General features: G+C 35.5%; 22 protein-coding genes and 1 other RNA gene. 9 read left to right on the top strand and 14 right to left on the bottom strand.

Going from position 1 to position 21,987, the window contains the following annotated elements; translation table 11 throughout:
- The first annotated feature begins 78 nt into the window (after positions 1-78).
- Entirely contained in the window at positions 79-999 is a 921-nt protein-coding gene (locus GZA11_RS09390) for a DMT family transporter (RefSeq protein WP_163183569.1), read from the top strand.
- Between the two features lie 45 nt (positions 1,000-1,044).
- Here the strand turns inward: GZA11_RS09390 and GZA11_RS09385 are convergent, their stop codons facing one another.
- Together GZA11_RS09385 and GZA11_RS09380 are read right to left on the bottom strand one after the other, a co-directional pair.
- Entirely contained in the window at positions 1,045-1,314 is a 270-nt protein-coding gene (locus GZA11_RS09385; protein WP_038535757.1) for a DUF6123 family protein, read from the bottom strand.
- 39 nt (positions 1,315-1,353) lie between these two features.
- Positions 1,354-1,845 (bottom strand): divergent PAP2 family protein, encoded by a 492-nt coding sequence (locus GZA11_RS09380; RefSeq protein ID WP_038535759.1) that lies wholly within the window; start codon positions 1,843-1,845, stop codon positions 1,354-1,356.
- 83 nt (positions 1,846-1,928) lie between these two features.
- Here GZA11_RS09380 and sspL point away from each other — a divergent pair, with 83 nt between their 5' ends.
- On the top strand, positions 1,929-2,069 hold the full coding sequence (gene sspL, locus GZA11_RS09375) for a small, acid-soluble spore protein L (RefSeq protein WP_038535760.1): 141 nt from the start codon (positions 1,929-1,931) through the stop codon (positions 2,067-2,069).
- 235 nt (positions 2,070-2,304) lie between these two features.
- Here sspL and GZA11_RS09370 read toward each other — a convergent pair whose 3' ends face one another.
- The 5 genes from GZA11_RS09370 to GZA11_RS09350 all read right to left on the bottom strand — a co-directional run bounded on the left by GZA11_RS09370 (position 2,305) and on the right by GZA11_RS09350 (position 9,773).
- Positions 2,305-3,198, bottom strand: a complete 894-nt coding sequence (locus GZA11_RS09370; protein WP_038535762.1) for a 5'-3' exonuclease — start codon at positions 3,196-3,198, stop codon at positions 2,305-2,307.
- A 56-nt stretch (positions 3,199-3,254) separates the two neighbouring features.
- On the bottom strand, positions 3,255-4,082 hold the full coding sequence (locus GZA11_RS09365; RefSeq protein WP_038535764.1) for a sulfurtransferase: 828 nt from the start codon (positions 4,080-4,082) through the stop codon (positions 3,255-3,257).
- Positions 4,083-4,102: 20 nt separating this feature from the next.
- Positions 4,103-7,783 carry a dynamin family protein gene (locus GZA11_RS09360; protein ID WP_163183568.1) on the bottom strand — a complete coding sequence of 1,227 codons (3,681 nt, stop codon included), beginning with the start codon at positions 7,781-7,783 and terminating at the stop codon, positions 4,103-4,105.
- 332 nt (positions 7,784-8,115) lie between these two features.
- Positions 8,116-8,685: an isoprenylcysteine carboxyl methyltransferase family protein gene (locus tag GZA11_RS09355; RefSeq protein WP_163183567.1), complete on the bottom strand. Its 570-nt coding sequence runs from the start codon at positions 8,683-8,685 to the stop codon at positions 8,116-8,118.
- The gene (locus tag GZA11_RS09350) at positions 8,682-9,773 is read right to left on the bottom strand and encodes a type III polyketide synthase (protein ID WP_163183566.1); all 1,092 of its coding nucleotides are present in this window, start codon (positions 9,771-9,773) and stop codon (positions 8,682-8,684) included. The genes GZA11_RS09355 and GZA11_RS09350 overlap by 4 nt, the downstream gene beginning before the upstream one ends.
- A gap of 660 nt (positions 9,774-10,433) precedes the next feature.
- Here GZA11_RS09350 and GZA11_RS09345 point away from each other — a divergent pair.
- Genes GZA11_RS09345 through GZA11_RS09335 form a run of 3 tightly spaced genes read left to right on the top strand, consistent with a single transcriptional unit; the run spans position 10,434 to position 12,739 of the window.
- Positions 10,434-10,583, top strand: a complete 150-nt coding sequence (locus GZA11_RS09345) for a cytochrome c oxidase subunit 2A (RefSeq protein WP_081905042.1) — start codon at positions 10,434-10,436, stop codon at positions 10,581-10,583.
- Positions 10,584-10,604: 21 nt separating this feature from the next.
- Complete coding sequence (locus tag GZA11_RS09340; protein WP_038535770.1) at positions 10,605-11,084, top strand: cytochrome c oxidase subunit II; 480 nt, start codon at positions 10,605-10,607, stop codon at positions 11,082-11,084.
- Positions 11,081-12,739 (top strand): b(o/a)3-type cytochrome-c oxidase subunit 1, encoded by a 1,659-nt coding sequence (locus GZA11_RS09335; protein WP_163183565.1) that lies wholly within the window; start codon positions 11,081-11,083, stop codon positions 12,737-12,739. Before GZA11_RS09340 ends, GZA11_RS09335 begins: the two co-directional genes overlap by 4 nt.
- Positions 12,740-12,759: 20 nt before the next feature.
- On the opposite strand, the gene GZA11_RS09330 is transcribed toward GZA11_RS09335, so the two are convergent.
- Together GZA11_RS09330 and GZA11_RS09325 are read right to left on the bottom strand one after the other, a co-directional pair.
- Positions 12,760-13,659 carry a DMT family transporter gene (locus GZA11_RS09330; protein WP_235924947.1) on the bottom strand — a complete coding sequence of 300 codons (900 nt, stop codon included), beginning with the start codon at positions 13,657-13,659 and terminating at the stop codon, positions 12,760-12,762.
- 233 nt (positions 13,660-13,892) lie between these two features.
- The gene (locus GZA11_RS09325) at positions 13,893-14,126 is read right to left on the bottom strand and encodes a DUF2249 domain-containing protein (RefSeq protein ID WP_038535775.1); all 234 of its coding nucleotides are present in this window, start codon (positions 14,124-14,126) and stop codon (positions 13,893-13,895) included.
- 427 nt (positions 14,127-14,553) lie between these two features.
- Between GZA11_RS09325 and GZA11_RS09320 the strand changes: the two genes are divergently transcribed.
- The 4 genes from GZA11_RS09320 to GZA11_RS09305 are packed head-to-tail and all read left to right on the top strand — an operon-like array spanning position 14,554 to position 16,588.
- Positions 14,554-14,787, top strand: coding sequence for a DUF2249 domain-containing protein (locus GZA11_RS09320; protein ID WP_038535777.1), 234 nt, complete (start codon positions 14,554-14,556; stop codon positions 14,785-14,787).
- A gap of 21 nt (positions 14,788-14,808) precedes the next feature.
- Positions 14,809-15,015: a DUF2249 domain-containing protein gene (locus GZA11_RS09315; protein WP_163183564.1), complete on the top strand. Its 207-nt coding sequence runs from the start codon at positions 14,809-14,811 to the stop codon at positions 15,013-15,015.
- Positions 15,016-15,030: 15 nt separating this feature from the next.
- On the top strand, positions 15,031-16,275 hold the full coding sequence (locus GZA11_RS09310; RefSeq protein WP_038535781.1) for a hypothetical protein: 1,245 nt from the start codon (positions 15,031-15,033) through the stop codon (positions 16,273-16,275).
- Between the two features lie 13 nt (positions 16,276-16,288).
- Entirely contained in the window at positions 16,289-16,588 is a 300-nt protein-coding gene (locus GZA11_RS09305) for a metal-sulfur cluster assembly factor (RefSeq protein ID WP_038535783.1), read from the top strand.
- Positions 16,589-16,995: 407 nt separating this feature from the next.
- Here GZA11_RS09305 and GZA11_RS09300 read toward each other — a convergent pair whose 3' ends face one another.
- The 5 genes from GZA11_RS09300 to GZA11_RS09280 all read right to left on the bottom strand — a co-directional run bounded on the left by GZA11_RS09300 (position 16,996) and on the right by GZA11_RS09280 (position 21,679).
- Positions 16,996-18,927 carry an ATP-dependent DNA helicase gene (locus GZA11_RS09300; RefSeq protein WP_163183563.1) on the bottom strand — a complete coding sequence of 644 codons (1,932 nt, stop codon included), beginning with the start codon at positions 18,925-18,927 and terminating at the stop codon, positions 16,996-16,998.
- 55 nt (positions 18,928-18,982) lie between these two features.
- Positions 18,983-20,119, bottom strand: coding sequence for a THUMP domain-containing class I SAM-dependent RNA methyltransferase (locus tag GZA11_RS09295; RefSeq protein ID WP_038535787.1), 1,137 nt, complete (start codon positions 20,117-20,119; stop codon positions 18,983-18,985).
- Between the two features lie 134 nt (positions 20,120-20,253).
- Positions 20,254-20,649, bottom strand: an RNA gene (rnpB, locus tag GZA11_RS09290) — RNase P RNA component class B.
- An 80-nt stretch (positions 20,650-20,729) separates the two neighbouring features.
- Positions 20,730-21,032 carry a cell division regulator GpsB gene (gene gpsB, locus GZA11_RS09285; RefSeq protein ID WP_038535789.1) on the bottom strand — a complete coding sequence of 101 codons (303 nt, stop codon included), beginning with the start codon at positions 21,030-21,032 and terminating at the stop codon, positions 20,730-20,732.
- Positions 21,033-21,121: 89 nt separating this feature from the next.
- Positions 21,122-21,679 (bottom strand): DUF1273 domain-containing protein, encoded by a 558-nt coding sequence (locus GZA11_RS09280; protein WP_200878234.1) that lies wholly within the window; start codon positions 21,677-21,679, stop codon positions 21,122-21,124.
- Positions 21,680-21,987: the final 308 nt, after the last annotated feature.

Raw genomic sequence — 21,987 nt, 5'->3', positions numbered from 1 at the left:
TATTTATCCTTATAGTGTTAATATATGATAAACTTCCATTTATATAAGATAAAGGAAAGAATCGGAGGCATATACCAAATGAAAAAAACAATTATTGCAGATTTTAGCTTACTTTTTGTTGCATTAATTTGGGGGATGACCTTTGTTCTCGTGCAAAATGCGATTGATTATTTAGAACCGTTTGCCTTTAATGGTATACGATTCTTTCTTGCAGCCCTATTACTACTAGCAAGTCTACTAATTTTTGATAAAAAGGCACTTAAACAATTCGATTTTAAAATCATTATTACTGGCATATTTATTGGTTTTTGGCTTTTCCTTGGCTATGTCACACAAACGATTGGTCTACAATACACCACTTCCTCTAAGGCAGGTTTTATAACTGGACTAAGCGTTGTACTAGTACCATTGTTTTCCATGATTTTATTAAAACAGATTCCAAGTAAAAACGCGATTTTCGGTGTACTTACAGCAACTGTTGGCCTGTTCTTTCTAACGATGATCGATGTGACAGCAATTAACAGGGGAGATGGATTTGTGTTTGTTTGTGCCATAAGTTTCGCCCTGCACATTATTTTTACTGGTAAATTTTCGAGTAAATATCCTACACTTTTATTGACTATTTTACAAATCTCGACAGTTTCAATATTATCCCTAATATCCTCTTTTATATTCGAAGATTGGAAAAAATCAATGAGTACTGACATGTTATTTACAAAATCTGTAATCACTGCGCTAATTATTACAAGTGTATTTGCGACAGCATTAGCTTTTTTTATCCAAACTAATTTTCAAAAATATACCTCTACAACTCGGGTGGCGATTATTTTTGCAATGGAGCCCGTATTTGCAGCCATTACAGGTTACTATTGGGCAAATGAACACCTATCTTCCAGTGCTATTATTGGATGTTTTCTCATTTTTACCGGAATGATCTTTGCAGAACTTCCTAAAAAGAATTTTTCCATTCTAACCAAAGACAAAAGTATAGAAGGATAATAAAAACAGAACTCCCTTTTCGAAAAAAGAGGAGTTCTGTTTGTTTTATATTGCAAGTAGTTCGTGGTCTTTTACAAACCTAATGGCGTCCCTTCTAGTATGAATTTGATTCTTCACAAACGTTTCCAGCAAAGATACATAAAAACTGCCATCAAATTTTTTTTGAGCTTTTAACGTTAATTCGATTGCAGTATTGATAATTTCATCTGATGCATTTGTATAATGCTTTCCAAAGTAAATAAAACCGACAACATCTTCTTGAAATTGAAACCCTTTCCCTCTCAAGTATTGCAAATATTCATCCACAGTTTGCATGGAAAAAACCAACCCTCTCCAACTATGTTGAAAATCCCTTTAAAATTTTAACTTAAATTTCGACAATTTTCTATCTTTTTCTGTGAAATGGTGTCCTATCAGTCCAACTAGAATACCTAGAACGGCTCCTCCAAGGACCTCTTCAGGTTCATGGCCTAACATTTCTTTTAATTTTTTTGGGGATTTTTCTTTAAATTCCATGCTTTCTTCCTTATGAATTTTCTCAATTAACTCATTTAAGGAATTAACTTTTAATGTTAATTCCCCTGTCTGTCTTCTTACTCCTTGGGCATCATACATAACAATCAATCCGTAGATTAGTGATAAAGCAAAGTCTACTGTCGATAATCCTCTTCTTAACGCGATAAACGTTGTTAAGGTAGAGACTCCTGCAGAATGAGAACTAGGCATTCCTCCAGTACCAAAAAACAATTCTGGTCTCCATTCCTTCTTTTTTAAATAATGAATTGGAATTTTTAATCCTTGAGCGAGCCCAATGCTTAGCAATGCTAAATAAACACCTTTGTTCATTTTATCCCCCCTTATGTTAGTGTGAGAAAGCGTGAGTTTTATTATTCTAACTGGAAATACTACAAACATGGAGGTGAATCAATGTGGGTAAAAAGAAAGGAGCAAGCCGGGGAGTAAAAGCTTCAGGTGTAAATCCACAAGGGTACGGCCAAGATGCTGAATTTGCTGAATCACCCAAAAGTGAACTAGAAAACAGAGCAAAAAAATCAAATACAAAAATTTAAATTTTAAAAAGTGCAAGTGCCTTTTTAACAGCAGCGTATGGATTCCTCCTAAAGTTTTCACATTGAGGTTTAACAACGCTATTGTTTCCAAAGTATTCCTTTTATTATTACCTAATACATTTCGGGAGAAAAGTGAAACGTCACACTGAGAACGAGCTTACACTATGGTCAAATAACTTATATTTTTTAAAAAACTGGCTGTCTAAATTTAAAGACAGCCAGTGAAATGTTGCGTTTAGGAAATATATTTTTCCTCCATCGGAAGAAGACGGTTGATGCTGCGAAGCTCTAAATCCATTAATTTTTTCATTGCTTTTTCTTTTTCAATTATTAGCAATGATTCTTCTAAACTACAGCTAACCGGGACATCACATTTAATTTCAGCCAACCTTCTATACAAATGGAGCATGTCCCTATCTTGCTCAATTTTTGTTTTTTGTGAATTAGTCAATTTGTTAAGGTTGGAAATAATACCATCAATATGCTCAAATTGTTGGAGCAATTTAAGAGCCGTTTTTTCCCCAATTCCCCGAACTCCAGGATAATTATCACTTGCATCTCCCATCAATGCCTTTAAATCAATTAATTGACTTGGGAAAATACCTTTTTCCTCGTAAAAAGATTGAGGGGTATGCACTTGGTAATTTCCAAAACCTTTTTTCAACATGATTACTGAGATCCGTTCATCTAACAGTTGTAAAATATCTTGGTCCCCCGTTAAGATGAAAACATGTACATGTTCCTTCATTTTTTTGGCAATCGTACCGATGCAGTCATCCGCTTCAAAGCCTTCCAATCCAATGTTAGGAATATTAAAAGATTCAACTACTTCTTTTGCTAAGTCAAATTGGGGGATTAATTCCACTGGAGGTTCTCCCCTATTTCCTTTGTAGTCCGGGTATAATTCTGTTCTAAAGGTCTTACTTCCCATATCCCAGCAAACGGCCAAGTGAGTTGGTTTAAATCTAGATACAGCGGTAAACATATGCTTTATAAAGCCGTGAATTCCATTCGTCGGAATACCTTTTGAATTTATCATATATTGGCCAGAAACAGCCGTTGCATAAAAGGCTCGAAATAATAGAGCCATACCGTCAACAAGCATGAGTGAAGGATTTTGTTGATTCATCATGGACCTCCCAAATCATTCGAAAATGGTATGTTGTTCATTATACCATAAAAAGCTTAATCTATTTTATTTTCATCATAGGAGATCCAATCGCTGAAGCTACCTACATAAAGCCTTACATTTTGAAATCCCGCTTCTTTTAAAGCTAAAAAGTTCGGACATGCTGTAACTCCTGAACCGCAGTATACGATGATTTGTTTGGCCGGATTAACGTCTGAAAAACGTTGCTTTTGTTCCTCTAAGGAATTAAATATACCGTTATTTAGCCCTTTTAACCAAGGCTTATTTATTGCCCCAGGAATATGCCCAGCTTTTTTATCAATCGGTTCTTCTATGCCTAAAAATCTTTTCTCCTCGCGTGAGTCAATTAATAAAATGTCATCTCTTTTGCCAAATACCGCGTCTCTAACTTCTTCCATAGAAGCCATTAATTCATGCTTTGGTTGGGGATTAAATTTTGCCATTTCATAGGATGGTATCTCAGTAGAAACTGGATAACCTGCCTTGGACCATTGTTTATATCCACCATTCAATACATAAACCTTTTCATGACCAAGGTACTGCAACAACCACCAAAAACGCGCTGCAAACGCACTCTCCCCATTGTCATAAGCAATAATTGTTTTCGTTTGATCAATACCCGCTTTTTCAAGTTTACGGCATAATACTTCGATATCTGGCATTGGATGTCGTCCACCGTGTACTTGAACAGGACCAGATAAGTCTTTTTCTAAATCAAAATAAACCGCACCTGGCAAATGGCCTTCTAAATACTCATTTTTCCCTTTTTTAGGATCTGATAATGTAAAACGGCAATCGACAATCCTTATGTTGCTGTCATACAAATTTTCTTTTAGCCATTCTTTCTCCACAACGTATTTCACGATCCTCACCCCTATTCGTTCTATTGGCCAATTTCACTTTGAATCTTTGTTAAAACTTCCACAGAAACACCACCGTCCAATGTCGCGAGAAGGCTTAAATAAAAATCATTTACCTGCTCTTTCATTTGATTTATAAGGAGGTTAAACTCCTCTGACAATTCTTCTGTGAAATGGTGGATCATCCGCTCCCCTTCTTTCTTAAGATAGTTATCTGCAGGAGAATTTAAGACATGGTTAAGCTCATCACTCATGAATTTCTTTTCATTTTTTTCAAAAAATGATCTTGGGTTATTAAAATATGATTTTGCTTTTGTAAACAAGTGTTGATCGAGATTTTGGAATGCTATAGGAAAATCAATTTCTTTTCCTTTTTTCTTTTCATAGATGGAGAAAGATAAATCTGGATTTATTTCTTTCAATTTTCTCACTAACGTTGATTGGTAATCCGACATAATCTTTTCTATGAACCGTTCTAGTCTTACAGTAGTAGCCCTCATTTCTTGTGCAAAATCAAAACCAAGACTTTCTAAAAATTCTTCCAATGCCGATTGCAAGGCTTTTTTCAAATTCCCTCCATCCACTCTTAATATCGAAGGATTAAAGGATTCTTTAAAGAAATCATTAAAACGGAAGAAGACACGCTGTTTTATATAATAAATTAATTCTTCAGCCTCCTGAAGAAGGTGATTCTTTAACGGTTCGACCGTTTCATTATTAAAGATCTGATTGATTGTGGATCTTTGTTTTTCTATATCCATACGTTTCTGCTCTTTAACAGATTGGTCTTCTTTCGCGCTGTGAATCAGTCGGTCAATTAATTCCCGAACACGATTGATTTCTTTTTGGGCAGAGGTAATTACCACATCTGTCAGGTCATGATTTATAAAATAATAAAACTCTTTCTCAAACCGGCTCATGCCCGAATTAAAGTCACTGTTATGGATGGTCTTCTCTTTTAGAGCATTCAAACTGGATAACGGATAGAGATGTGGTTTTCTAATCCCGTATTTAACAAGCTGCTCTGTGACATATTGAACCACTGCCTCTTTCTCTTCTTCATTTTCAGCAAGGTCAATTGCATTAATGATAAAGAACATTTTATCCAATTGGAAAGATTCTTTCACACGTCCCAGCTGGATTAAAAATTCACGGTCAGCTTTTGAAAATGCATGGTTATAATACGTAACAAAAAGAATGGCATCTGAATTTTTAATGTAATCAAAGGCAACACCCGTATGACGTGCATTGATGGAATCTGCTCCCGGTGTATCCACCAAGGTAATTCCCTTGCGAGTTAACTCACAATCATAGTAAAGCTCGATCCATTCAACAAAACAGGATCTTTCTTCTTTAGCTACAAATTCATGAAATTCAGTCACATTTGTTTGTAAGACGTTTCCAAGCCTATTCACATAAGTGTCATACCCTTTATTAAAAGCTTTTAGAAAGGCATAATGAGTTTTTTCTAATACCCCTTCCTGCCCTACCTCAATGAAAATCTGATCAATTAATTTAAACGCCTCCGCAAAATCCTTGGCTTGTAGATCAAATACCTTTAAGGAACGGTTTATGTCCTCTAACATCGACTCTCTTTCTTTAAATTTTACTAGGACTGTTCCATGCTGATAGTCTGCTGTTATAGGTTTAATTTTGTTGATAGCGGCTGTTGTAGGATTAGGCGAAACCGGTAAAACTTTTTCCCCTATTAATGCATTGGCAAAAGAAGATTTTCCAGCACTAAATGCCCCAAATAAGGCAACTGTAAATCCTTTATTTTCAAGCCTTGAAGCCTTCTCAACCAATTCGTTAGCAAGCTTTTGAAAACCCGGCAAATCCTGAATCAACTTCGCCACATGCTGAAGCTTCTTGACTGTCGCCTTTAAATGTTCCTCCGCATTTTCAACAGCTTTTCCTTCCTTCACAACCAAATTCTTTAGATGATCCGATTCAGGATGAATATCATTCGTCACCATTTTTTTATCTATTGTGCTAAGCACCGATTCTTGCACCGTAATAGGTTTAATTACTTCAAACTCTTCTTCTACCTTAGAAAAAAGATTGTTTGGATCTACAGAGTAAGTTTCGGTTTGGTTTAGCAGTTTATTAATGTCAGATTCCACTGCATTCAAGGTATCTTTGTATTTTTGAAGTTCAGAACGTGCTTTAATATATTTTTCAAGTTTCATATATTCTTTTTCATACTGCTGCTTTAATTTAACTGATTGCAGTTTCACCGCTTCTAACAATCGATTTCTAAATTCTGCCAATTCAAGTCTAGCCAATTTCTTAATTTCATTCGCAACATCTTCTGTGTAATGAAGTAGATATTCTCCAGATAAACGGGCGCCAGGCTTAACTGAATTAATTAACACATCTTTCTGGACTGCAATAGAGTAAGCTTGAGCCAAAACAAGCAGATCTCCTTGATCAAGCCCTTGTTCCTTTAACGTACGCAAAAGGAATTCACGTATATGCCACTCAACTTGAGTTTTCGTTTTATCTAATATATCCTGATAAAACTTTTCAAGTCTCGCCATTCTTTCCTCTTCGGTCTTTTTCTTGGCAAATAAGAAGCCTACTTTAAATTCCGGCTGACAAGCCTCTAAATAACCTTCAGCCAATGCCCTTGTTTCAAAAGGCATTAGATAGGCATTTTTTAATATTTGGCTAATTCCTTCATCAAATTCCTTTTCTTCATTTCTTCCATCTTCAGTGAATGTGTTTATATGTCCTTCTAGCCTCTGGTAGGTTCCTTCCAATTCTTCTTTTTCTTGCTCTGACAATTCAGTTAAAATGTTAATTAATGGATCCATCTTTTCTTCCATTTTTTTATTTAATTGTTGCAAATGATCTTGTGCAATCTTTTTTAAAGAGTGATACATGGAAGGTATTATTAATTCATCCTTAACCGCCAATTTATCATCAATAAATGACTTTAGATTTTGAAATTCATTGAATGGATGATCAGGGTTCTTTAGTGATGTATAAAAAATTCTAGAAGGACTTACTCCCCAAGATGCAAACGATTCCACTACACTTTTTTGAAAATCAAAAAAACTTAGTTCCTCCTCATTATGCTTATCAATTTGATTAACAATAAGGTAGATCTCTTTCCCCGCTTCCGTTAATTCCTTGGTAAACAGAAAATTCAATTCAGCCTGAACATGGTTATAGTCCATAACATAAAAAATTATGTCAGCTAGATGAATTGCAGACTCCGTAGCGATTCGGTGTGCGTCATCCGCTGAATCAATGCCAGGTGTATCCATTATGACAGTATTTTCCGGTAATTTGGAATGGCGATGACTAATCTCAATTGATTCAATAGCATCCCCATCTTTGCAATAATTTTTGACTAAATTATAATCATATGGAGCTAAATAAAGACGAGGTTTCTCATGTTTAAAAAACACTTTAGCATATTCATCACCGGATTTTACTGTTACTAAATTTGCACTGGTTGGGATCGGGCTTGAAGGTAGTAAATTTTCCCCAATTACCCGATTTATCATGGTTGATTTTCCTGCTGAAAAATGCCCACAAAAAGCAATTGAAAACTCTCGATTTCTAAGCTTTACAGCAAGCTGTTTAACTTTTTCAGCACTCAGAAAATCTTCTTTTTCTACATAGTATTCATGGAATGAAATCAATTTTTGTTTTAATGTTTCGACCGTTTCTTGTTGAACTGTTGTTTTTGCCATTTAAACTAATACCCCTTAAGAACGTTTTAATACGTTTATTTTATACGATAATTCAAACTTTTCCTATCTTGACATGTATATTCCCAAATAAAAACAAAAAAGCCGAAGACAAAAAAGTCTCTTCGGCTTTACTTTAAATAAGGTTATTGCGTAACATTCTTTAATACGTATTTCATAATAAATGCATAGATAATGATGGTCCCGCCTACGAACGCATAGGTCATATGTAGACACCTACCTTTTTAAGGTTGTGTTGAGAATGATTTTCATCCTTAATCAAATTTTATCACAGGTGATAATCATTTTCAATACTCCTCCGTATATGAAAACAATTATTTTACAATTTTCGGAATAAAGCGGTTGCAATCCTGAAATGCTCTTTTATATTCAGTTAAACTATTTAAGGCTTTCTCTTCCTCTTGTATGCGGATAGATAACAAGTACAGATTTATTATGGTAAATATTACGGATGTCCAAATGCATTGAAATAACATTGGAATCATCATAATCTCTGTGATTACAACTAAATAATTGGGATGTTTAATATACTTGTACGGTCCATTTTGTATTATTTTTGCATGGGGTTGTACAATAATTTTCGTATTCCAATATTTCCCTAATGTACAAATAACCCATATTCTAAGGATTTGTACAATGATAATGATCATCAATATTACCGGCCAAAATGAAGATAACCCTTGATTGAACATTATTTTTTCAACAATTAGTGAGATAAAGAATAATACATGGAGCAATACTATACTGCGATAATGTTTTTCTCCAAATTCTATAGCTCCTTGCAGCTTCATCCATTTCTCATTTTTTCTAGCAATTAAGAGTTCACCCATCCGCTGAAAGATAAGAATACAAATCATATAAATAAACGGAAAAATATCATTCATTCAAACCACCTTAACAATATTAATTCCGAACTAAATCCTGGCCCTAGAGCTACACAGAGTCCATAAGATCCTCTTGGGATTTTCTTCTCTAAATGCTGTTTAAGCACATAAAATATGGTCGCTGATGACATATTTCCATACTGTTTTAATACATACAAGGAATCCTCCAGCATGGATGATGGTAAATTTAAGGCATGCCCATAGGCATCTATAATCTTTTTACCACCAGGATGTGCGATAAAATAATCAATTTTCTTTAACTCAATATGATTTTTCTCCAAGAATGCATTCACATTCGGTTTTAGCCAGCTTTCTACAATATGAGGAATGTCCCTCGAAAAGATAACAAACAAACCATCGTTTTTTATGTCCCATCCCATTACATCCAATGAATTCGGCATCAACGTTGATTGGGTCGCCATAATCGAGGGAATCGTCTCTTTTTGCCGATACTGATCTATATTACTTTCATCACCGCATACTAAAGCACATGCCACCCCATCGGCAAACAGAGATGTCCCAATCAAATTACTTTTTGAAAGATCATTCTTTTGGAATGTTAAACTGCAAAACTCAACTGAAAGGACAAGTACCTTGGACTTCGGAAATGCTTGGCAATATTCATAAGCCCTCGATAGTCCAGCCACTCCTCCAGCACAACCAAGTCCCCAGATTGGAATCCTCTTTGTATGCTTATGAAATGGAAGGTGATTCATTATCCTTGCCTCTATACTGGGAGTGGCGAGTCCGGTAGATGTAATAAAAAAGATGGCATCAATTTCTTCATAAGGAATTCGATTTTTTAAAAAACTATTTTTGTTTAAACATGCTGAAATTGCTTTTGTCCCAAGGGTTACCGCTGCTTCAATAAATATACGATTCCGTTCCTCAAAACTATGGTTTTCGTGAAACCAATCAATATGATTTAATAAATGCCGCTTTTTAATCTCACCATTTTTAAAAACCGTCAGTAAGCGGTCGATATCCTTATAAGCAGCCCCGAATAGCTCTCGTACAAACTCTGCTACCTGTGATTGTGAAATTTGTACTGGCGGAATAACCTCTGCAACTGAAAGAATTGTGGGCATTCTCTCATTCTCCTTCATAACATAGGTAACAATAATTTCCCCGATTGGCTGTTCATTATTCAAAATAAAAAAAGCTTCCCCTACTTAAGGAGAAGCAAACGTTTTGAAGGTAGTTGTTGTTGTGCATTTTTATTATATCCTGAAATAAAAATACCTTCATTATATAAACATTTCCAATTTATTTATCTTTCAGGCTGCTTTTGTACCTCTATTATTATTTTATTTTTCACCAATTCTCCACAAACTTTACAATATTCTATTTTACTATATAAAAGACAACATTGATTGCAATAGTATTTCACCAATTAAACCACCACCGTTTCCAAAAAAAATAGATTATATGTTTATCATATTTTCATCCATTCTAAGTGGTGAGAAAAAATCTAAAATGTGAGGATACATATTTTTCTTTAGGCCCTTTTAATCAATTATCTGTATCACAGATAAAGTGTGATTGTTCACACTTTATTCATATTTACCTAGTACAAAAGTGATATAAATCACTGTTACATCAAGTTTTTAACATTAACATTGTAGTTACCTAAGGAATGAACAATTTGTGGATTTTATGGAATTTATCTTTTCCTTTCACAATTGTTTTGTATGATGAAAGTGAACTTAACTCAATTATTTTTACATGTTTTGAAGGGAGTGTTGATTATGGCGAAAACGGAACTAAAAACAAATCAAAAAACTCAAGTGGAAGATCGTTCTTCACTCAAGGGAACATTAGCATCCGTTTTCTTATTGGGACTATTTATCATAGTTTCATGGGTCAGTGTCTACTACTTATTCGTAGATCGTTTTTAATGATTAAGGGGGGAAAAGTTTATGCATATGCATAAATTTGAAAAAATTTGGCTGACTTTCGGTATAGGCTGTCTAGTCGTTTTTTTAACAGTCGTTGGCGTAAGCGCCTTCTACCTAGGGAATAAACCTGCGAGCTGTTTAACTACGATTGATCCTGAAAAGGTTACACAAACAAAGCCTTTTGATAAACCAGGACTCCATAAAGTCGAAGGAAAAGAATGGGATTATGAATTAGTTTTTGTTGCATCTGCCTTTTCCTATCAGCCTGCACAAGTAGAGGTACCACTAGGAGCAAAAGTTAAGGTGATTGCAACAACAACCGATGTTGTCCATGGTCTTGAAGTAGCGGGAACGAACATTAACATGATGCTTGAACCTGGCTATATCAATGAATATACAACAACATTTGATAAAGCCGGTGAATATCTAATCGTTTGTAATGAATACTGTGGGACTGGTCACCATTTAATGTTCTCAAAGATTGAGGTGGTAGAAAAATGATTAACGCAACAGCAGCAAAAATCAAGGTTGACCCTCGTGATGCTAAGCTTTCCATGGCACACTTCTTTGTCGCATTTACTGCACTTGCTCTCGGTGGATTAATGGGTCTCCTTCAAACGCTTGTTAGATCAGGCAAATTTGAACTACCTTTTGGAATTGGATATTATCAAGTACTAACTGTACACGGTGTATTAATGGGGCTAGTTCTTACAACTTTCTTTATTATGGGATTTCAATATGCTGCCGTCTCAAGAACTGCCGGCACTCATTCAAATGCAGCCAGACGTACAGGCTGGATTGGCTTTTGGTTAATGACAATTGGAACGCTTATGTCTGCCACAATGGTATTACTAAATGAAGCAACTGTCTTATATACATTCTACGCACCACTTCAAGCACATTGGATCTTTTATTTAGGCCTAACTTTCGTTGTAATAGGTAGCTGGATTGATGGTGCTGCACAAATTATGACCTATGCAAAATGGAGAAAAAACAACCCAGGACAACCAAGCCCTTTATTAAGCTTTATGGCTGTCATTAATACGGTGATGTGGATTGTTGCAACATTAGGGGTTGCTGCTACCGTTTTATTCCAATTACTGCCATGGTCACTCGGTTTGGTTGAAACAGTAGACGTGCTAATAAGCCGTACCCTATTCTGGTATTTTGGACATCCGCTAGTTTATTTCTGGTTACTTCCAGCTTACATGTGCTGGTATGCGATTATTCCAAAAATTATTGGTGGAAAAATTTTCTCAGATTCTTTAGCTCGTTTATCTTTTATTCTATTCTTGCTCTTTTCTATTCCTGTCGGATTTCATCACCAATTAACTGAGCCAGGTATTGATCCGGCTTGGAAATTTATACAAGTAATTTTAACTTTTATGGTTGTAATTCCATCATTAATGACAGCATTTTCTTTATTTGCTACATTTGAAAGATATGGTCGCAGCAAAGGAGCTACAGGACTATTTGGCTGGTTAAAAGTACTCCCATGGAATGATGCTCGATTTATCGTTCCTTTTATCGGAATGGCTTCATTTATCCCAGCAGGTGCAGGTGGTATTATCAATGCCTCTAACCAAATGGACCAAGTTGTTCATAATACAATTTGGGTAACCGGTCATTTCCATTTAACGGCTGCCACTTCCGTAGTATTAACGTTCTTTGGAATTTCCTATTGGCTAGTACCTCATCTTACTGGTCGAAAATTAACTAAAGCCATGAATAAATTAGGTATCATTCAGGCATGGGTTTGGTTTATCGGTATGGCTTTCATGTCAGGTGCCATGCACTTTCAAGGATTACTTGGTGGACCAAGACGTTCCTCATTCTCCACTTACGGCAACTCACAGCAAGCGCTTGAGTGGATTCCTTATCAAATTGCACAGGCAGTTGGAGGAACGATATTATTCCTTGGAATCATTTTAGTACTCATCATATTTATCAATCTTGCCTTCTTTGCACCAAAAGGGGAAGAGGAATTCCCAGTTGGGGAAGCAGAGAACTTATCAGAGAAAGCACCGATGGTATTTGAAAACTGGAAATTATGGCTTGGTATTACAGCAGCTCTCATTCTTTTTGCTTATACCATTCCATTTATCGATATTATTCAAAATGCACCACCGGGATCCAAAGGGTTCAAAACTTGGTAAAGCAATAATGAGGCTTCAATCTAACGGATTGAAGCTTTTTGTTTTTTTGGAATATTAATAAGCGTGACTGAAATTAAAATAATTATTGACCCAAGTGCTTGAATGATACCAAAACCTTCTTCATACAAAAAAACACCTAATAATGTCGCAACAACTGGTTCCACTGTTGCTACAATTGCTGCTTTACTTCCATCCAGCTGCTCAAGTCCCTTAGTATAAAATAAATATGCGATTACCGTAGGAACTAGACCCAAACCAACCCCATAAATAAATACATCCCTACTAAAGAGCATCATGCCCTTTTCCCATAGTCTTGTTAATGGTATTAATGCTAAAGAAGCTACTATAAAAGTATAATATGTAACTGTAAAAGGGGGATATTTTAATAAGGCAAATTTCCCAAATATCGTATATAAAGCATAACCAAAACCTGCTCCTAATCCAGTAATGATACCTATCATATTAATAGATGAAGTATCTCCAACCTGCACACCCGTGATGAGAATACACCCCAGAATTGTTCCGATAACAGAAACAACCTTAAGCCAATCCATTTTTTCCTTTAAAAAGAAATAAGATAAAACCGTGACAAATGCCGGTGCTGTATATAATAAAATTACAGCCATCGACAGGTTCATTTGATTTATGGAAGAAAAATAGCACCAATTAAACAAAACTATACTAAAAATTCCTGTCCCGATAAATAATTTCGCATCCTTAACTGAAATCACCATTTGTGATCGGTATTTTCTTATACCGATGAAGGTAAGCAACAAGGCTGCTATTACCACTCTTATAGTGACAATTTCCATAGAAGAAAACCCAATAAACGATAGTTTCCTTACAAAAATGGCAATAATCCCCCACAAAGAAGCACTTATGGCAATTAATAATATTGGTAGAGCTTTACTCAATTTCACTTATCTACCTTTCTACTATACTTCCCTAATATTTCTATTTTCACGTAAAATCCCCCCTTATATCTCAATTATTTTATCATACTTTTCAAAAAATAGGATTTGGGATGAATATAAAAAAAACAACAGAAATGGATTCTGTTGTAAAATAATTATAGAAAAAGAGGATGCATAGTATTATAAATGAATGTAACTAGAGAGGGTGTGACCTATCGAACACTTTGTGCCAATAGAAATTACTTTTTACTGATTGCCACTTTCCAGATTTCAGGGCCCTCTTCAAGGTATTCCCAAGTGAACTGCTCAGGTCTCTCCATCATAAACTGATAGAGAAGTGGTCTTGGATCGTGATCATTAACAATTTGCATTGTTTTACCAGATGCTAACTCATCAAAGGCTCTAAAAATGGTTGGATGTTTTTCCTTTGGGGGATAATCTGGTACATGAATTACTTTTTCATAAGTTTCCATTATATTCACTCCTTCTATGTAACTTCTTTCCCATTATAAATAATACTGTTCCTTTATTTAGTGAGTTCTGTCACACCAAAAACATGATCTTATGCATACTTAATTGCTTGGAGGTAATCTTTTGAAAGAGTTAATCGGAACATGTCATTCTTGTTCAAAAGAAATTTTCTGTTTAGAGGGATTTTTTAATGGAGTAGTTACAGATGAAAAAAGAATCTATTGCTTTCAATGCTATGCAACGTTGCAAAGCGACACCGACAATCCGCAAATTAATTAATGCGGATTGTTTTTTAATATTCATTCACAAAATTGTCATAATGAGAATGGTTTTCATTTATAAACTATGACACGCATCACATTTATAACAGGATTCCACTGTTACAATGTAGTTAAATAATAGGAATTATAAAGAAAGAGGCGATTTATCATGGCACAAAAAATCGTTGAACTGGATGTTCGTGAGGATTTAAAAAATAAAATTGAACCATTTCAAAAAATTATGGATGCTGTAAAAGAGTTAGAGAAAGATGATGTTTTTATTTTGCATGCACCATTTAAACCAGTACCTTTATTTGCGGTATTAAAAGCAAAGGGCTTTACTCATGATGCAGTAGAAATCGAAAAGAAACATTGGAAAGTAACATTTACTAAGAAAAATTAAATGAAAGAAAGGGGATCTATTATGATTCTTGATAATCGTGGGTTAGAACCTCCTCAGCCAATGATTCGTACTTTGACTGCATTAGAAAATTTAAAAGAAGGCGAAGTTTTAACAATTATTAATGACAGACGACCGATGTTTCTATATGAACAACTTGAAGAATTAGGTTATCAACAGCGAACAGAACAACAAGAAGACGGAAGTTTTAAAATTGAAATCTTCCGTTAAGAAGGTGAAGAAATTATGTTTCCGCAAAATTTAGGGAGTGAGACAAATATAAAACTCCCCTTTTCATTTATTCTTTTTAGTTTAGCCGCTCTAGTCTTTTCACAGGTCATGTTGCTCATTGGCGGTCAAATAATAGCAAACGGTAGTTTCAGAATTCCACCCATTTGGTCAGCGGCCCATTTATTAATCCTTGGATGGGCATTAATGGTTGCCATGGGGGCAATGTATCAACTAGTACCGGTTGCATTCTTAACAAAAATATGGAATGAAAAATTTGGGTTTATTCAATTTTTTGTTACAGCAGCAGGTATCACTAGTTTTTCATCCATGCTATATTTGTCCCCTCAATACGCGATGATTCCTGGGATCCTTACACTTGTGGGGATACTTATGTTTTTATTTCAAATGATGATGACTTTAAAAACCCAAAAATCCCCCAATATTTTAACTGCCTTTGTAGGCTCTGCATTATTTTGCTTACTCTTAACAATTGGTTTAGGGATCACATTACTATACATGATGAAAACGGGTGCTGGTTCAGAATATTATACGTCCATATTTAAGAGTCATCTGCTATTAGGATTAGCAGGTTGGTTTACCCTCTTAATTTTTGGATTTTCTTATAAAATGGTGCCCATGTTTTCACTTTCCCATGGTTATCCAATGACCCATGCTAGATATGTTTATGGAATATATATCACAGGACTATTTACTACACTCATTTCCTTTTTCAATGGTCAATATTTCTTGCTCATAACCGGTTTTCTTCTATTATTTATCGGCTTTTCTACTTTTAGTTGGCATATTAGCATCATAATCAAAAATAGAATGAAGAAAAAATTGGATAAACCATTTATGTTTGCATTAGCAGCCATTGGATTTGGAAATGTCATTCATTTAACTGCCTTAATTCTACTTTTAAGTCGTCATTTTGAAAATTTAGCAGGTCCAATCATCTACACTTATATTTTACTTTGGATTGTACTAAGTATTGCCGGATATTTGTATAAAATTGTTCCTTTTCTATGGTGGACGTATAAATATAGTAAGGATATTGGTAAAACAAAAGTTCCTACCTTAAAAGAGATGATGAATGAAAAAATAATCTCTCCAACTTTTTTTCTATTTATTGTTAATGTTTTCATAGTATTTTTTGCCATTATATTCAAACAAACGATATTTTTCACTATTGGGCAATTTTTGCTTTCTATTACATTTATTATCTTTGCTATTTCTATTGTTAAAGTTCTAAAGAAATAAAGGGGTGTTTTGTATGTGTTTAGAAGATAAAATTCTTGAAGCATTAAAAAGTGTTTATGACCCAGAATTAAGTATAAATGTAGTTGATTTAGGTTTAATTTATCAAATAAATATTTCCGATGAAAAAGATGTTACCATCAACATGACCTTAACAACACCAGGATGTCCACTCCATAACAGCATAACAAGCGGAGTCCGTCATTGTGTAGAAGCGATTGAAGAAGTTAGGAATGTCAAAGTTAACCTAGTATGGCAGCCTGCATGGTCACCGGATAAAATGACTGATGAGGGCCGCAGGGCTTTAAACAGATAGAGAAAATTAAGAGGGTATTCACCCTCTTTTTGTTTTACTCTGAACCTTTTCTGTAGATTTCCATTCTAAGTGCTCATATTCCGCACGCGTACCTCCCCCTCCAAACAATTGAGTGAGAAAAATGTAGCCTAAAACTTTGTGCAAAAAGTAGATTGTTCCTTTTCGGAAGAATTTTGTCACCACGACCAATGTTACGAAGGAAAAAGGAAACCAGAAAACTTATTTTTACACAGACGGCTAAAGAACCTTTATAATGCTTCTTATGCAAAAGGAAATGACACAAAAAGAATCCGTGTTACCTTGAATATTTAGAAACAATAACTCATCAAACGTTGGTATCCAATAAATTATTAAAAATAGAGGCTGAACCCCTAAAAAGTCGCTTATTGGCACCTTTTGGGTCAGCCCTATTCGATTTCATTCACTACTGGACATGTCGGTAATACGTCGAATATTTTTTCAACAATATCAGATTCAATATTTTTATCCATTAATATATGAATCGTACCTTGATCTTTTTCACTTCTGATCAATCGGCCAATTCCTTGACGAAGTCGTAATAACATGTACGGCAAATCTACTTCAGAAAAGGGATCTGTTACCCCTTCCCTTTTTGCTGTAAATACAGGGTCATTGGGTGGGAAAGGAAGTGAATAAATCAAAACATTTTCAAGTGATCTTCCAGGTATGTCAAGTCCTTCCCATAAATGGATAGAACATAACACAGACTGTTCTTCATTTTGAAATTTTGAAACGAGGTTGCTTATTTCCTCATCTCCTTCAAAATAAATAGTATAAGGGAGTTCTGTTTTTAACTTTTCCTTGACTAATTCCATTTCTTCTTTGTTATTGAACAGAACTAATGCCCGTCCCTCTGATTGACGAATGTTCTCAATCAGATAATGAATTTTCTTGTCATTATTACCTTCTTTAAATTTCGTTACAAATATCTTCATTTTTTCATCATAATCAAACGGCGAATCAACAGAAAAAGATAGATAATCACTAGCACCCAAGCTTGTTGCAATATAATCAAAATTCTTCTGATTTGACAGTGTTGCCGATGAAAAAATATAGGGCTTTTTATTAGAAAATACTTCTTCACTCATAAATTCTTCTACCATTCTTGGCATGATAACCAATGTTCGCTCCCCGCCCTGTTGTTCGAACCAGGAGATCCCCTTAATATCTTGTAGAAAAAGAGAAAGTGAATAGGTAATTTGATCTAAATATTCCTCAACAATTTTTAAATCATACTCATTAATAACATATAATTCACTTTCAAACACCAGCTCCTCTTCCAGTTCCTGAAGAGTGGTCAATAGCCGGGAGCAGTGTTGGATGACTATTGCGTTTTTTTGAATGGCTTGTTTTTCAGAGCCGGTGTTGGTGGAAAATTGAGCGATTGTATCAAAAAACACTTCATTCTCACATAATGCCTTTTCAATGGTATGTAATGTCTTTTCCCGAACATCATTTTCCATTAGCCTTGTAAGCAAGTTTTCAAGTGTATAATCCGTAAATCGATAGCTTAATGCTTTCTGAGCTGCATATTCAAGGAGGTGCCCTTCATCAAATACAACCGATGAGTGTTCAGGTAGCAAAGGAAGCTGTCCTTCACGTATCCTAGCGTTTTTCGTCCAAATATGTTCCATGTAAAAATCGTGAGAACAAATAATCAAATCCTTTGAATGGCGATAATATTCCCGATTTAGTGTAAGACCGCATCGATGGCGTTTGTCACATGAAAAACAATCCTGTAGAGGATCCCAGCTAATCTTTCTCCAAGTTTCATCAGATAAGGAAGGATAATCTTTCCTATCCCCATACTTTTCAAACTTTTGCATTGAACCTGTCATGTGAACAAAATCCGGTAATTGTTCATAAATCGATGCCGTTTCATCGAAATCGTCAGCATCTCTCATATGATCAAGTTTTTTTAAACATAGGTATTGATCTTGGGATTTAGCAAGTCGAACATCGATTTGTAACCCAAGAACCTGTTCCAATTTAGTAATATCCCCTTCTTTTTTAACAAGCTGCTCGATTAACGTCTCATCTGCGCAGGCAATGACCCCTGGCCTATTCGTATAGCGGGCATACATAATTGCATATAACAGGTATACAATCGTTTTCCCTGTACCGACACCAGCTTCGGCAAACATAATCCTTCTGTCTTTAAAAGCCTTTTCCAACTGAAAAGCCATGTAGATCTGTTCGTCACGAAGTTCAAATCCCGCTTCCGGTAAAATTTCATAAAATACATCGCCAATCCATTCGCTAAATTTCTCATAGAATGTTTCACTTTTTGAAATTGTAAATGGCAAACGGTTTTGCATTATATCCCTCCCCAAAAAAGAATAGCGCCTGTAAGACGCTAATCATTTACAGTTTTCACTTATTGATAGGAGGTTTTTTCCCCCAATATTGATAATAGTCTGTTTTAATAAATCCATTAAAAAGCTTTCTTTTCTTAGTAGCCGGTTTTCCATAAAAATGTTCAAAATCCTCATTCGAGGTGAGGATATAAATAGACCAAGTATCTAGCTTACTAAATGTTTGACCCATTTCTTTATACATCCGCTCTACGGCTGCTTTCTCTCCCAATCTTTCACCATAGGGAGGATTTCCGACAATTACTCCATATTCTTTATCAGTAGTAAAATCCTTTACTTGCATTTGTTTAAATTGAATTAAATCACCTAATCCTGCTTCAAATGCATTTTGCTGAGCTATTCTCACCATTCTGTGATCTATATCAGAACCAATAATTTCAAGTGGCTGGTCGTATTTAGCCAAATCCTCAGCTTCAGTTCGAACATCATTCCAAACTTTCTCCGGGATCCATTTCCATTGCTCAGAAACAAACTCCCTATTAAAGCCCGGTGCAATATTCTGTCCAATCATCGCAGCCTCAATAGGAATGGTTCCAGACCCGCAAAATGGATCGACAAATGGACGTTCAGGCCGCCAATTGGTGAGCATGACAAGGGCTGCCGCCAGCGTTTCCTTTAAAGGTGCCTCCCCTTGATCTGCCCGATAGCCGCGCTTATGAAGTCCACTTCCACTAGCATCAATCGTAATGGTAGCTACATCTTTTAATAAGGCCACTTCAATTCGATAAAGTGCACCTTTTTCCTCAAACCAATTTGTTTTATAATGCTTTTTCAATCGTTCCACAACGGCCTTTTTTACAATTGCTTGACAATCTGAAACACTAAAAAGCTTTGATTTAACAGATTTCCCAATAACAGGGAATTCCCCATCCTCTGGAATAAATTGCTCCCAAGGAAGAGCCTTTGTTCTCTCAAATAATTCATCAAAAGTGTGTGCTTTAAATTCACCAACTTTTATTTTAACCCGGTCCGCGGTGCGCAACCATAAATTACTTCGAGCGATCGCATATTCGTCTCCGTTATATGTAACTTTCCCATTTTCCACTTGACAATCATAACCAAGTGCTCGTACCTCTTTTGCAACTAAAGCTTCAAGCCCCATCGCTGCAGTCGCAATAATTTGATATTTTCCCATTGTTTCACCCTTGTATTGTATTTATTAACTTCCATTATTGTCTAATTTCAGCAGGTAAATTCAAACCAGTTTATACAAATAAAAAGCCCTCCCATATAGGAGAGCTGTAAATTTTTATCCTATTATTAATAACGTTCTATAAGCCATGTTCTGTTCCCAAGTACTTCAAGCGGCATTTCAGCCTCGTACTAAGGCGGTAATCATCTATCTACAGATTCAAACGAATCTGTCCTTCTCCTCGTTCATTTCCTCAGAGAAGGTGCCCCTACCATAATTTGGGTTTCTCGCTCGTGGGGTTTACCCGTTCCACCCTTCTCATTTCTAAGAAGGCATCGTCACTGTGGCACTTTTATAGGTAATCATACCATATCCAAAAGGACTTAGGTACTTTCCCAGCCGTCAGCTGGACTAAACCAGCTGCCCTAGCTTATGAATTCGCTAGGCACGAACACTACAAGCATCTCAGCTTGTGCGAGCATGGACTTTCCTCTACAATTTGCATACGCTCATTGCAGCGATTACCCGAACGTTATTAACTTTACATTCCATATTATATGTATTTAATTATGATTTTTCAATGGTTATTACTTGGAAATGTAAGAATACATTGTTAATCGTATAATTTACTTCCAAAAACATGCTTTTCTAGATTGGATAAACGCTTTAAAATGTCAAAGTTTGTTGTTCCAGCAGGTTGTGCAACAGGCTGCCTTTTAGTTGCCTCTTCAAGCTGTTTACGTAGTCTCAAATTTTCCTGCTGAAGTTCTTCAATTTCTTGATGGAACGTTCCATAGTCTTTAATAATTAAATCTAAAAATTTATCCACTTCTTCTTGTTTATAACCACGAACTGCGGTTTTGAATTCTTTTTCCAATATATCCTTTGCCGTTAATTTAACTTTATCTGATAGCATTCAAATCACCTCAAGTTTAGCCAATCATTACCTATTATTTTTTCAAAAATATTCGTTTTTGTCAATTTTCAATTACATGGAAGTAAACATCAAAAATCGACTTGTTTCATTTGCCCTTCTTCGACAATCATTTGCAGATCATAAAACGTAATAAGGTCGATAGGGTATTCATTTTTTTCCTGATATTTCAATCCAAATTCAAATATATATTTAGGGGTCCCCTCTTTATCCTGATCATAAAGCAATAACAGCCCATCCGATTTTTCAATCATAAATTGATTTTTCAAGTGGAATTGCCACGGATTTTCATACTTTTTTTTGGTTACCGAATTAACAAAATCAGCTTGTGCCAAAACAGTATGATACCACTCCCGGTTGTTTTCGTTCCAAGATGCTTCTTGTTCTAAAAATGGAGTAATAACCGCCAACTTAAGATCCGGATATTGAACCTTTAGGTCAAGGACAACCTCTGCGGCCCAAAGTTCTGCCCCTAGTTGTCCACTAATCAATATCCATTCCAAACCTTCATCTAGTTTTGACAGCAATGCCTTCTTAAACGCAGCTTTTATGTAATAAACGGACGGGTCGTTATTTTTAAATATTCCTAATTCATATGGTTTATAACCTGATATGGCTAATACCTTAATCAAGGACGGCCTCCTTATTAAAATTTTTCATAATTGGACAAACCTTTTTTTAAAATTAGCATAACATATTAATAAATAATACATGAATCGAGTAGGAGGGAGCGATTAACTCCCGTCCTCTCACACCACCGTACGTACGGTTCCGTATACGGCGGTTCAATTAAGATAATTGACGCAAGTCTTTATAACTTCCGTGAATAGCTGTTCTCTTTATGCCAGTGGTCACTCCACCCTCCAAGAGGTCTCCCACGGGATTCACCGCTTCCTCCCTCAAGTGAGGTACTACGTTTTCTGTGTTCATCATGACT

This window comes from Neobacillus sedimentimangrovi (assembly GCF_010614825.1).
Taxonomy (GTDB): domain Bacteria; phylum Bacillota; class Bacilli; order Bacillales; family Cytobacillaceae; genus Neobacillus; species Neobacillus thermocopriae.
Note: the sequence above shows the minus strand (reverse complement) of the source record. Positions and strands in the feature narration are given on the sequence as shown.